Source organism: Streptomyces broussonetiae, assembly GCF_009796285.1.
GTDB lineage: Bacteria > Actinomycetota > Actinomycetes > Streptomycetales > Streptomycetaceae > Streptomyces > Streptomyces broussonetiae.
Genome location: NZ_CP047020.1, coordinates 4,240,133 through 4,252,237, shown reverse-complemented (window position 1 = coordinate 4,252,237; position 12,105 = coordinate 4,240,133). Strand labels below are relative to the sequence as shown.

Sequence of the window (12,105 nt, the reverse complement as noted above, 5' to 3'; positions counted from 1 at the left end):
GCCGGACCGCCGCGGCGGCCTGGCCGTGAACGCCTGTTCTGATGCGTGTCAGGTAATCACAAAGTCGATGGATGATCACAGTCGGAACAGTGCCCCGCTGTGCATGTCCGCTGGACCGAGCGGTGCACGAGCGGCAGCCGAAAACCCCGTGAGCACCGCCGGAACGATGCCGTAGCGTGCCGGTCATGACGACGACCGCCACTGCTGCCGGAGAGTCCGCTGCCAACCCCCGATTCGCCGAAGCGATGCGTGCGCTCGGGCTGGACGACGTCCTCGCGCGCACCCGCCGGTTCCCGGAGGCCACCCGGACCGCCGCCGAGGCCGCCGAGGCGATCGGGTGCGGGCTGAACCAGATCTGCAAGTCGCTGGTCTTCGCCGCCGACGGCGTCCCGGTGCTCGTCCTGATGGACGGAGCCTCGCGCGTGGACCTGGAGCGGGTGCGTGAGCAACTGGGCGCGGGGAAGGTCACCCGGGCCGACGCCGGCGTCGTGCGGGACACCACCGGGTATGCCATCGGCGGCGTCCCGCCCTTCGGGCACCGCACGCGCACGCGAGTCCTCGCCGACCGCTCGCTGCTCGTCCACGCCGAGGTGTGGGCGGCGGCCGGCACGCCTCATGCCGTCTTCCCGATCGAGCCGCGGGCGCTGGTGTCCCATGCCGGTGCCGAACTGGTGGACGTGCGCGAGCAGACCGCGTGACCCCGCTCGTCACGGCCGCCGTCCTGTGCGCCGCCGTGACCCATGCCGACTGGAACGCCATCGCACACCGCATCACCGACAAACTCGTCGGATTCGCCCTGATATCCGGCGGCGGTGCCCTGATCGGGCTCGCCGCGGTGCCGTTCGCGGCGTTCCCGGCGGGGCCCTCCTGGCCTATCTGTCCGCCTCGGCGACCGTGCACATCCTCTACTACGCCCTGCTGGTGACCTCCTTCCGGCTGGGCGACTTAGGACAGGCCTGCCCCATCGCGCGCGGGACCGCCCCGCTCGTGGTCACCGTGCTGGCGGCCGTGTTCGCGCACGAGGTGCCCGGCGGCCGGGCGCTGGCCGGGATCGCCGTGTCCTGCGTGGGCCTCACCGGTGTCAGCCTCTGGGGCTGCGCGGAAACCGGCCGCACTGGGCCGCGATCGGCGCGGCCCTCGCCACCGGGCCGACGATCGCCGGGTACACGGTGATCGACGGCCTGAGGTCAGCCGAGGCCTGGTCACTGGATGCCACTGATTGGCGTAGGGTGTTCTTACACCGACGCGGGGTGGAGCAGCTCGGTAGCTCGCTGGGCTCATAACCCAGAGGTCGCAGGTTCAAATCCTGTCCCCGCTACTACATGAAGCGGAGCCTGGGCATACATGCCAGGCTCCGCTTCGTATTTGCCAGGCGGTTTCCTTTCGGCCCGGCGGGTGACGTCGATCATCGTCGGCGCGGCGATCGGCGCGGTGTTCTTCAAGGAGCGGGTCGGGGTGCGGAGGATCGCGGCGGCGGGATTGCTGGTGGTGGGGATCGGGGTTGATGCTGCACGCCGGGTAGCCGGGTAGCCGGGTAGCCGGGGCGAGAGGGGCGTGCGCCGGTGGTGCACCATTTCGTCCGCGTCCGGTGGTGTGCGACTTGGCGGGTCTGCAAGGGTGCGTGAGTCCGTCGGCGCCACGAAGATGACCTGGAACCACCAGGCAGCAGCCGGACGACGACAGGGAGCCGTCAATGACCGACAAGCCGAGCGTCAGCGTTCTGGGCACCGGCATCATGGGGGCGGCCATGGCCCGCAACCTGTGCCGGGCCGGGCTCGACGTACGGGTCTGGAACCGGACGCGCGAGAAGGCCGAGCCGCTCGCCGCCGAGGGCGCCCGGGTGGCCGGCACGCCCGCCGAGGCCGTCGAAGGCGCGGACGTCGTCCTGACGATGCTCTACGACGGCGCCTCCGTCCTGGACGCCATGCGCGAGGCGGCTCCGGCGCTGCGCCCGGGCATGGTGTGGGCGCAGTGCACCACCGCGGGGACCGACCTGGTCACCGATCTGGCGGCGGTCGCCCGCGAGCACGGCCTCGTCTTCTACGACGCCCCGGTCCTCGGCACCCGCCAGCCCGCCGAGGCCGGCCAGCTGTCCGTGCTGGCCGCCGGGCCGCAGGAGGGGCGGGAGACGGTCCGGCCCGTCTTCGACGCGGTCGGCGCGAAGACCGTGTGGACCGGGACCGACGGCGCGGCGGGAAGTGCCAGCCGGCTGAAGCTGGTCGCCAACAGCTGGGTGCTCGCCGCCACCGCCGCGGTCGGCGAGACCCTCGCCCTGTCGCGGGCCCTCGGCGTGGATCCGCAGGGCTTCTTCGACCTCATCGAGGGCGGTCCGCTCGACATGGGCTACCTGCGGGCCAAGGCCGCGCTGGTGCTCGACGGCAAGCTGTCCCCCGCGTCGTTCGCGGTGGCCACCGCCGAGAAGGACGCCCGGCTGATCGTCCAGGCGGGCGAGCGCGGTGGTGTGCGGCTCGATGTCGCCGCCGCGACCGCCGAACGGTTCGCCCGCGCCGCCGCCCAGGGGCACGCCGACGAGGACATGGCCGCCGCGTACTTCGCCAGCTTCGACGAGCGGGCCGAGTAGGGCCGGGCGTCCGCGCCGGGCAGGGAGCAACGGGGGAGCACGGACGACGCAGTTCGCGTCGACATGACGGCCGGGGAGCCGGGGCGCACCCTGGAAGCAGCGGCTTTCGGAGGTGGTCGTCATGATGCACACCGCTGTCGGATGGCATGTCGAGCTGGAGTTCACGGAGGACGATCAGCACACGCGCGCGGTGGCCCTGGTGCGCTTGGCCGACGGAACGGAGGTACGGGCGCACGGCCGGGCCAGCCGGCACAGCGTCGACTCCAACCAGCCCCGGGTCGGCGAGGAGATCGCCGGCGCGCGTGCTCTGAACGAACTGGCCATGGAACTGCTCACCAAGGCGCACGGAGAGATCGACGCGGCGTCCGGGCGGACCTCGCACCCGATCAACGTGTGACACCGGGCGGGGCCGACGGCCGCTGGGCCGGGCGCTGCACATGGGCGTGCGCTCCGGAGCGCCTGCTCCGCGGTGTGCGACCGTCGACGCGCGTCCTAGGCGAGCGCCGTGCGCAGCGCCCGTACCAGTGCCTGCGCCCTCGGGTCCGCCGTCACGCTCTGCCTGAAACCGTTGGTGACATAGCCGAAGGAGATGCCGGTCTCCGGGTCGGCGAACGCGAGGGCGCCACCCCGGCCCGGGTGGCCGAATGACCCGGGGGAGAGCAGCGGGGACGCGCTGCCGTGGAGCATGTAACCGAGGCCGAACCGGGTGCCCACCACCAGGACCCGGTCCGGTCCGGCGGACCGCTCCGCGCGGGCCAGCTCGGCCGTCTCCGGGGTGAACAGGCGTGTGCCGCCGTCCACGTCGCCGATGAGCGAGGCGTAGAAGCGGGCCAGCCCGTCGGCGGTGGCGATGCCGTTGGAGGCGGGCAGGGCGGCCGCGCGGTAGGCGGGGTCGTTCTCGTCGGGAAGCGGGGTGATCGCCGCGAACGCGCGCCGGGTCAGGGAGTCCGGGTCGGCGTAGGCCTCGGCCACCGCGCGCTTGGGGCGGGTCTTGAGCACGCCCGCGGCCTCCGGCGCCTCGACCGGCCCGACACGGCCCACGCGCGCGTGCTGCGAATCCGGCAGGCCGAGCCACAGATCCGCGCCGACGGGTCCCGCGATCTCGTCCGCGATCCACTCGCCGACCGGGCGGCCGGTGACCCGCCGGACGAGTTCGCCGGTGAGCCAGCTGTAGGTCTGGGCGTGGTAGCCGTGGTCCTTGCCCGGCTCCCACACCGGCGGCTGCGCGGCGACCGCCGCGGCGCCCAGCTCGGGGTCGGCGGCCTCGGCCGGGGTCAGGGGGCGGTCCAGCACGGGTATGCCCGCGCGGTGGGCGAGCAGGTGCCGGACGAGGGTGTGCTCCTTGCCGGCCGCCTTGTACTGGGGCCAGTACGTGCCGACCGGGGCGTCCAGGTCCAGTTCGCCGCGCTGGTGCAGGAGCAGGAGCGCGGCGGCGGCGACGCCCTTGGTCGCGGAGCGCACGATCTGCGCCGTGCCCGCCTCCCAGGGAGCCGCCCCGGCCGCACCGTCCACACCGGCCGCACCATCGACATCCCTGGTACCGGCCCACAGGTCGACGATCTTGTGGCCCTCGCGGTACACGGCCACCGCGGCGCCGCGCTCCCCGAGCAGCGCGAAGTTCGCGGCGAACGCCTCACCGACCGGCTCGAAGCCCTCGGCCACAGTGCCGTTCACGTCCACGTCCGCCGTCCTTTCTCACGCTGTCCCATCGCCTGCGACAGTGCGTGCAACACGGGCGGCGCACCTGCGATTCCTCGGTGGGATCAGCCCAGCAGAATCGTTACGTCGATGTTGCCGCGCGTCGCGTTGGAGTACGGGCAGACCTCGTGCGCCGCGTCCACCAGCTCGGCCGCGAGGTCGGCGTCCAGGACCGGCAGGGAGACGCTGAGGGCGACCGCGAGGCCGTAGCCGCGCTGCTTGTTCGGGCCGATACCGACCTTCGCGGCCACAGTGGAGCCGGTCAGGTCGTAGCCCGCGCGGTTGCCGACCAGGATCAGCGCGTTGTGGAAGCAGGAGCTGTAGCCGGCCGCGAACAGCTGCTCCGGGTTGGTGCCCTTGCCGTCGCCGCCCAGCTGCGGGGGCATCGCGACCTGCAGTGCCAGTTGGCCGTCCTGACTGGTGACATAGCCGTTCCGGCCGCCGTGGGCGGTGGCCTCGGCGACGTACATGATCTTCGTCGGACGGGTGTCGACGGCGGAGTCCTCGGTCATGGCCGGCCTTCCCCGGAACAAGTGGTGCACAGATACATCGTGCACAAGGTACTGGCCGGTAGGTCAGGGAACGCGGGCAGGGTGGCCAACCGCGGGTAACGCCGGTTCAGTACGCTCGGCGCCGGTCGGCCACCATGGTGGCGCGCTCGGTGAGTCCCCACAGCTCCTCGCGCAACCGCACGACCTCCTGCGCGCCGAGCCCCGTCGTGGTCAGCAGCGCGCCGGGAACGTGCGCTGCGCGCTCCTTGAGTTCCGCTCCGCGCCCGGTGCAGGCGATGAGCACCGAGCGCTCGTCGCCCGCCGCGCGCTCTCTGCGCACCAGACCCGCCCCCTCCAGCCGCTTGAGCAGCGGCGAGACGGTCCCGTAGTCCAGGCGCAGGGCGCGCGCCAGCTCCTTCACGCTGGTCTCGCCGTGCTCCCAGAGGACCAGCAGCACCAGGTACTGGGGGTAAGTGAGCCCGAGGTCGTCCAGAAGCGGACGGTATGCGGCGGTCACGGCGCGCTGCGCGGCGTACAGCGCGAAGCACAGCTGGTCGTCCAGCAGCAGCGACCCGGCGGCCCCTTTGTCGTCTCGGTCGTCTTGAGGCGTCACGCGCCCCATTCTCTCGGACGCGCCGTACCACCCGCCGCGCACACCCAACGCGTGCGCCGTGGCGTGCCCAACGCGTGCGCCGTGGCGTGCCCAACGCGTGCGCCGTGGCGTGCGCATTCACCACACGCGCCGCGCGGCCCTCACACCCGCCCCGGCTCCGGCGCCGGCCCCCGCCCCCGCGCCCCGGCCCCCGCCCGCGGATCGAACCCGAACGGCAGCTCCAGCCGGTGAGCGCGCATCAGCTCCTCGTCGGTGAGGAGGTCGGCGGTCGGGCCGTCGGCCGCGATCACTCCGTCGCTGAGGATCAGGGAGCGCGGGCACAGCTCCAGGGCGTAGGGCAGGTCGTGGGTGACCATGAGGACCGTGACGTCCAGGGAGCGCAGGATGTCGGCGAGTTCGCGGCGGGAGGCCGGGTCGAGGTTGGAGGAGGGCTCGTCCAGGACGAGGATCTCCGGCTCCATCGCCAGCACGGTGGCCACCGCGACCCGGCGGCGCTGCCCGAAGGACAGGTGGTGCGGCGGGCGGTGGGCGAAGTCCTGCATGCCGACGCGCTCCAGGGCCTGCCGTACCCGTTCCTCCAGGGCCGCGCCCTTGAGGCCGGCGGCGGCCGGACCGAAGGCCACGTCCTCCCGGACGGTCGGCATGAACAGCTGGTCGTCGGGGTCCTGGAAGACGATGCCGACCTTCTGCCGGACGGCGGCCATGTGCTGGGCGCCGACCGGCAGCCCGGCCGCCGTCACCGTGCCCGCGCCGCCGCCCAGGATGCCGTTGAGGTGCAGGACCAGGGTGGTCTTGCCGGCGCCGTTCGGGCCGAGCAGCGCGACCCGCTCGCCGCGCGCGACGGTGAAGTCGACGCCGAACAGGGCCTGGTGGCCGTCGGGGTAGGCGAAGGCCAGGCCGGCCACTTCCAACGAAGCTGTCACAGGAACCATCCCAGGAGGCAGATGACGAGGGCGGCGCAGGGGAGCGCGAGGGCGTAGGACCACTGCGCCCGGGACGCGGTCACCTCGTCGATGACCGGCATGGTGCCGGGGGCACCGCCCCTACGGGTGGCAGCGGGGGAGTATCCGCGGCTCACCATGGCCAGGTGCACGCGCTCCCCACGCTCGTAGGAACGGATGAACAGCGCGCCGGCGGACTTGGCGAGCACGCCCCAGTGGCGCACGCCCCTCGCCTCGAAGCCGCGCGACGCACGGGCGATCCGCATCCGGCGCATCTCGTCGGTGATGACTTCGCCGTAACGGATCATGAAGGACGCGATCTGGACCAGCACGGGCGGGAGCTTCAGCCGCTGCAGACCCAGCACGAGGGCGCGCAGTTCGGTGGTGGCGGCCAGCAGCACGGAGGCGGCGACGCCGAGCGTGCCCTTGGCGAGCACGTTCCAGGCGCCCCAGAGCCCGCTCACGCTGAGCGAGAGGCCCAGCACCTGCACCCGCTCGCCCTCCGCGACGAACGGCATGAGCACCGCGAACGCCACGAACGGCACCTCGATCAGCAGCCGTCCGAGCAGCAGGGTGGCGGGCACGCGCGCGAGGTGCGTGACATGGGCGAGCAGGACGGCGTACAGCGCGAACGACCACATCGCCGTGCGCGGGGTGGACACCACGACCACCACGAACAGGAAGGCGGCGGCGAGCTTGGTGTGCGGCGGCAGGGCGTGCACGGGCGAGTGCCCGTGACGGTAGAGCCGATGGGTGTGTCCCGCGCCCACGTCAGAGGCCCGTGCCAGCTGTCGACACGGGGGAGACCTCGTCGTCGCGGCGCCGGCGCACCGCCCAGAACACCGCGCTGCCCGCCACGACCGTGACCCCGACACCGATCACGCCCGCGAGACCGCCGGACAACCGGGCGTCGGAGACGTCCTTGACGCCGTAGTCGGCGAGCGGGGAGCCGGCGGCGGCGTGCTCCTCCTCCTTCTGGTCGATCCCCTTGTCGTGCGCGACCTTCTCCAGGCCGTCGGGGTTCGCGGAGGCGTAGAAGCTGACGAAGCCGGCGAGGACGACGGAGGAGACCAGGCCCGTCACCCACAGCGCCCGCCGTGAGGTGCGCACCGCCACGGGTGCCGTGGGCGCCGGCGCGTCGACCAGAGCGCCGTTCACGCGCAACGTGAGCCGCTGCCGCAGGCCGCGCGCGCCGTGCACCAGGTCGGGACGTACGGCGATGACGGCGCTCACCGTGAGCGCGGTGATCACCGCTTCGCCGATGCCGATCAGGACGTGGACGCCGATCATCGCGGTCGCCACCTTGCCGAGGGAGACGTCGGTGGTGCCGCCGACCGCGTAGATCAGTGTGAAGGCGACGGCGGCGGCGGGCACGGAGACCAGTGCGGCGACGAAGGAGGCGACGGTCACCGAGCGCCGCTTGCGGGGCAGCACGGCGAGCAGGGCGCGGAAGACGGCGTACGACACGACCGTGGTGACGACGGCCATGTCGGTGATGTTCACGCCGAGGGCGGTGAGCCCGCCGTCCGCGAACAGCACGCCCTGCAGGAGCAGCACCACGGACACGCACAGCACGGCCGTGTACGGGCCGACCAGGATCGCGGCGAGCGCTCCGCCCAGCAGGTGGCCGCTGGTTCCGGCGGCCACGGGGAAGTTGAGCATCTGGACGGCGAAGAGGAACGCCGCCACCAGACCGCCCAGCGGGGCCGTCTTCTCGTCCAGCTCATGGCGGGCGCCGCGCAGGCTCACCGCGAGCGCGCCGGCGGCGACCACTGCGGTGACCGCGGAGGTCGGGGCGTCGATGAATCCGTCAGGTACATGCACTCTTTGATTTTAGAGGTTTGTTGCGAACCCTTTGCAAGAACCATGCTGTCTGGGGGCGGTTCGCCGTCGATCCGCGAGCAGTCCTTGAGATCTGCCGCTCCCGAGAAGCGTGAACCGGAAAATATGGCACATTGGAGAGAAAGCGGGAGAAAGCGGATGAACGACTCCCGTGTAGGTGACTCAGCGTGAGAGGGCGATCCGATGTCTGTGGTCGAGCAGTACGCCAACGCCCACATCGTCACGGACGAGGAGGACCCGGGGGCCGTACCGGTGGTCCTGCGGTACGACCCCGACAGTGATCCACGGTCGGTCCGGATCGGCCTGCCGGGCCCGCACGAGTGGACCTTCTCGCGCGCGCTGCTGGAGCAGGGACTGCGCTCACCGGCCGAGAGCGGGGATGTGCGGGTGTGGCCGTGCGGGCGCGTGCAGGCCGTGGTGGAGTTCCACTCCGACAGCGGGGTCGAGGTGGTCCAGTTCGACTCGAAGGCACTGCTCAGATTCCTGCGCCGCACCTACACCGCCGAGCCTGTACGGACCTGATCAGCCGCCCGCCTTCAGCAAGGTCGCCACGATCGGACCGGCCGTGTCGCCGCCGTGGCCGCCCGCCTGGACCACGCCCGCGGCGACGAGATCGCCCCGGTAGGCCGTGAACCAGCCGTTGGGCTTCTTCTGCCCGTCGACCTCGGCGGAACCGGTCTTGGCCCCGTAGTCCCCGCTCATGCCCGCCATCGCCTTGGCGGCCGTGCCGTAGTCCGCCGTGAACCGCATGACCTGCTTGAGCTGGGCCTGGGTCTTCGCCGACATCGTGCGCGCAGCCTTCGCCAGCGTGCGGTTGTCCACCGACGGGGCCACCAGGTACGGCTGGTGGAAGGAGCCCGCTTCGACCGTCGCCGCCACCGACGCCATGTTCAGCGGGTTCATGCGCACCGCGCCCTGCCCGATCAGCGAGGCACCCATCTGCGCGCCGCTCTGCACGGGCACGGAGCCGTCGAACGACGGCACGCCGATGGCCCAGTTGTCCATACCGAGGCCGTAGACCTGCTGGGCCTCCTTCGTCAGGTCGTCGTCGGACAGCTTCGGCGCGAAGTCGATGAAGGCGTTGTTGCAGGAGGCCCCGAAGCTCTGCTCGAACGTGCCCTTCTTGATCTCGGAGTTGTCGTCGTTGTGGAACGTCCAGCCGGCGAGCTTGTACGTCTTGGGGCAGGGGTGGGAGGCGTCCGGGGTGATGAGGTTCTTCTCGAAGAGCATCGTCGACGTCACGATCTTCATCGTGGAGCCGGGCGCGAGGGAGCCCTGGAAGGCGACGTTGAAGCCGTGCCCGCTGTTGGCGAGGGCGAGGATCTCACCCGTGGAGGGCCGCACCACCACCACCGACGCCTTCGCCTGCTTGTTCACCTGCTGCTCGGCGACCGCCTCGAGGCCGGGGTCCAGCGTCGTCTTCACCGTGCCCGGCGTGCCCTCGCTCAGCGTCACGAGCGTCTTGTCGGACAGCCCGGCCTTCTGCGACGCCTTGCCGCGCACCACACGCAGCTCGATGCCCGCCCTGCCGCCCGCCGTCTTGCCGTACTTCTCCCGCAGCCCGTCCAGCACCGGGCCGAGCGAGGGGTACTTGGCCGCCGTCAGCTCGCCGCCGTCGCGGTCCAGGGCCTTGACGGGCGGGGTGCCGGACGCGCCCGTGACGAGGGTGTCGCCGTCCTGCAGATCAGGCTGGACGACGGAGGAGTGCCAGTCGACCAGCGGGCTGCCGTCGCTCGCGCGCCGCACCACCGTGAGCGAACTTCCGTACGCCAGCGGCTTGCTGAGCTTGCCGTCCGACACCGTCGCCTTGACGGAGAACGGCACCTTCGCGCCCGTGGCCGTGCTCGGGGTGAGCGTGACGCCCTTGAGGTGGGCGTCCTTGGCGACGCCGTTGAGCAGCGTGGCCGCGGCCGAGGCGTCGTCCGTGGCGGCGGCCGCCTCGGAGACCCGGCCCTGCTGCCAGGCCGTCAGGAAGCGGGTGGCGGCCGTATGGACCTCGGCGGCGCTGAGCGGGCCGGTCTTGACGGCCTTGTGGTCGGCCGAGGCCGACGCGCGCTCGTCGGCCGCCGCCCCGCCGCCGGTCAGCGCGTAGACGGCGAATCCTGCGCCGCCGACGACAAGGGCGATCATCCCGCCGACCACAGCGGGCCTGGTCGTCTTCCGTCGCTCGGCGACGTGCCTTCTGTTGCCCACAGCCTCAGTTCCTCCGTGCCTTCCCCAGGGTCCCCGCCGCCCCTTCACACTCCCCAACGACGGCAAACACCTTAAAGTCCCTGCCTTTGAGAGTGACGTCAGCCGGCATTCCGTAGCACGCTTGCGACAATCGGCCCGGCCGCGTCAATGCCGTGCCCGCCGTCCTGGGTCATCGCGGCGGCGGCCACGTCACTGCGGTAAGCGGTGAACCAGCTGTTGGACCTCGCCTGTCCGTCGACCTCCGCCGAGCCGGTCTTGGCGCCGATGTCACCGCCGAGCCCGGCCATCACACCGGCCGCGGTGCCGTTGTGCGCGGTGCGGCTCATCATGGCGCGCAGTTGCCCGACCGTGCCGGACGACAGCCCACGCGCGCGTGCCGGGTCGCGGCCGTCCAGGCCGAGCGGCACGATGACGGGCTGACGGAAGGTGCCGGTCGTCGCGGTGGCCGTCACGGAGGCCATGTCCAGGGGGTTCATCTGGACCTGGCCCTGGCCGATCAGGTTGGCCGCCGTGTCCGGGCCGCCGGAGGCGGGCACCCGGCCGTCGAAGGAGGGGACGCCCACCTTCCAGTCACCGCCGATCCCGAATCGTTCCTGCGCCTCCCGGGTGAGGGAGTCGACCTTCACCTCGTCGGCGAACTTCACGAACGCCGTGTTGCAGGACCGGGCGAAGCTCTCGGACAGGGTGGCGTTCTCGTCCGGCGCGAGGTCCTTGAGGTTGTGGAAGGTCTGGCTCTGCCAGACGGCCGACGGCGGGCAGGGCGCCGGTCCGTTCGCCGTGGTGAGTCCGGCGTCGATGAGGGTAGCCGCGCTGAGGATCTTCATCGTGGAGCCGGGCGCGAGGGTGCCGAGGAAGGCCGCGTTGAAGCCGTCCGCTCGGTGGTTGGCGACGGCCAGGATCTCGCCCGTGCTCGGCTTGACCGCCACCACGGAGGACTCCGCGTACGTCTGCACGGCCGCCTCGGCAGCCGCCTGCACGCCCGCGCTGAGCGTCGTGCGCAGCCTGCCCGGCCTGCCCGCGGCGAGGGTGAGGAGCGGGGTGTCCGCGTCGTTGCCCTCGTGACGTATCGCCAGCTCCACGCCGGCCGTGCCGCCCGCCTTGTCGCCGTACCGCTCGCGCAACTGATCCAGAACGGGGCCGAGGGACGGGTACTTCTCCTTCGTCAGCACCACGCCGTCACGGTCCACGGCCTCGATCGGCGGGGCCGCCGACTCTCCGGTGGTGAGCGTGTCCCCCTCGCGCAGCTGCGGATGGACGACCGACGGCCGCCAGTCGACGAGCGCGCGGTGCGAGGTCTGTCCGCGTACGACGGTCAGCGTGCTCCGGTACGCCAGCGGCCGGGCCTTCCCGTCGTACGACACCGTCGCCCTGACCGTGAAAGGCACGCGCGCGCCGGTCGCCGTGCCGGTCGCCGTGCCGGGCGTGATGCGCACCCCCGTGATGTGCGCGTCGCCGCCGTAGGCCGTCAGCAGTTCGCGCGCCGCCTGCGGGTAGTTCGTGTACGACGCCGCGGTCGCCGCGTCACCCTTCTCCCAGGCGGCGAAGAAGCCCTTGACGGCCTCGCTCGCCTCGGAGCCGCTGGGCGGACCGGTCTTCACGCGCGCGTGGCTGTCTGTTCCACCGTCGCCGCTCAGCGCCGAGGCGACGTTGTGGACGCCATAGCCGGCACCGCCGACCACGGCCGCGCACACGGTGCCGACGACGGCACCCTTCACTCCTTTGCGCATGACGCGCTCCCCCTCCCCG

At 72.1% G+C, this 12,105-nt stretch carries 12 protein-coding genes, 1 tRNA gene and 2 pseudogenes; 7 read left to right on the top strand and 8 right to left on the bottom strand.

The genetic code is table 11. From position 1 onward, the window contains the following. Positions 1-185 precede the first annotated feature (185 nt). From GQF42_RS19600 to GQF42_RS19575, 6 genes and pseudogenes are all read left to right on the top strand, one after another. The gene (locus GQF42_RS19600) at positions 186-698 is read left to right on the top strand and encodes a YbaK/EbsC family protein (protein ID WP_158921675.1); all 513 of its coding nucleotides are present in this window, start codon (positions 186-188) and stop codon (positions 696-698) included. Further along, a pseudogene (locus GQF42_RS19595) lies at positions 695-1,188 on the top strand (EamA family transporter); the annotation flags it as partial. The gene GQF42_RS19600 and the pseudogene GQF42_RS19595, both read left to right, overlap by 4 nt. Positions 1,189-1,244: 56 nt before the next feature. Continuing rightward, positions 1,245-1,318: transfer RNA gene (locus tag GQF42_RS19590), tRNA-Met, on the top strand. Positions 1,319-1,392: 74 nt separating this feature from the next. Further along, a pseudogene (locus tag GQF42_RS46970) lies at positions 1,393-1,522 on the top strand (EamA family transporter); the annotation flags it as partial. A 171-nt stretch (positions 1,523-1,693) separates the two neighbouring features. Continuing rightward, positions 1,694-2,581: an NAD(P)-dependent oxidoreductase gene (locus GQF42_RS19580; RefSeq protein WP_158921671.1), complete on the top strand. Its 888-nt coding sequence runs from the start codon at positions 1,694-1,696 to the stop codon at positions 2,579-2,581. A 121-nt stretch (positions 2,582-2,702) separates the two neighbouring features. Continuing rightward, positions 2,703-2,978 (top strand): DUF1876 domain-containing protein, encoded by a 276-nt coding sequence (locus GQF42_RS19575; protein ID WP_158921670.1) that lies wholly within the window; start codon positions 2,703-2,705, stop codon positions 2,976-2,978. Between the two features lie 95 nt (positions 2,979-3,073). On the opposite strand, the gene GQF42_RS19570 is transcribed toward GQF42_RS19575, so the two are convergent. The 6 genes from GQF42_RS19570 to GQF42_RS19545 all read right to left on the bottom strand — a co-directional run bounded on the left by GQF42_RS19570 (position 3,074) and on the right by GQF42_RS19545 (position 8,148). Next, positions 3,074-4,261, bottom strand: a complete 1,188-nt coding sequence (locus GQF42_RS19570) for a serine hydrolase domain-containing protein (RefSeq protein ID WP_158921668.1) — start codon at positions 4,259-4,261, stop codon at positions 3,074-3,076. 83 nt (positions 4,262-4,344) lie between these two features. Next, positions 4,345-4,791 carry an organic hydroperoxide resistance protein gene (locus tag GQF42_RS19565; protein WP_158921666.1) on the bottom strand — a complete coding sequence of 149 codons (447 nt, stop codon included), beginning with the start codon at positions 4,789-4,791 and terminating at the stop codon, positions 4,345-4,347. A 106-nt stretch (positions 4,792-4,897) separates the two neighbouring features. Next, positions 4,898-5,392, bottom strand: coding sequence for a MarR family winged helix-turn-helix transcriptional regulator (locus tag GQF42_RS19560; protein ID WP_158921664.1), 495 nt, complete (start codon positions 5,390-5,392; stop codon positions 4,898-4,900). A 131-nt stretch (positions 5,393-5,523) separates the two neighbouring features. Next, on the bottom strand, positions 5,524-6,315 hold the full coding sequence (locus GQF42_RS19555; protein ID WP_158921662.1) for an energy-coupling factor ABC transporter ATP-binding protein: 792 nt from the start codon (positions 6,313-6,315) through the stop codon (positions 5,524-5,526). Beyond that, complete coding sequence (gene cbiQ / locus GQF42_RS19550; protein WP_158921660.1) at positions 6,303-7,094, bottom strand: cobalt ECF transporter T component CbiQ; 792 nt, start codon at positions 7,092-7,094, stop codon at positions 6,303-6,305. The genes GQF42_RS19555 and cbiQ overlap by 13 nt, the downstream gene beginning before the upstream one ends. A 1-nt stretch (position 7,095) precedes the next feature. Further along, positions 7,096-8,148: an energy-coupling factor ABC transporter permease gene (locus GQF42_RS19545; RefSeq protein WP_158921658.1), complete on the bottom strand. Its 1,053-nt coding sequence runs from the start codon at positions 8,146-8,148 to the stop codon at positions 7,096-7,098. 201 nt (positions 8,149-8,349) lie between these two features. Between GQF42_RS19545 and GQF42_RS19540 the strand changes: the two genes are divergently transcribed. Further along, a complete protein-coding gene (locus GQF42_RS19540; protein WP_158921656.1) occupies positions 8,350-8,688 on the top strand; it encodes an SsgA family sporulation/cell division regulator in 339 nt (112 codons plus the stop codon). Here the strand turns inward: GQF42_RS19540 and GQF42_RS19535 are convergent, their stop codons facing one another. Beyond that, on the bottom strand, positions 8,689-10,359 hold the full coding sequence (locus GQF42_RS19535) for a penicillin-binding transpeptidase domain-containing protein (protein WP_158921654.1): 1,671 nt from the start codon (positions 10,357-10,359) through the stop codon (positions 8,689-8,691). 98 nt (positions 10,360-10,457) lie between these two features. Further along, a complete protein-coding gene (locus tag GQF42_RS19530; protein ID WP_158921652.1) occupies positions 10,458-12,086 on the bottom strand; it encodes a penicillin-binding transpeptidase domain-containing protein in 1,629 nt (542 codons plus the stop codon). Positions 12,087-12,105 lie beyond the last annotated feature (19 nt).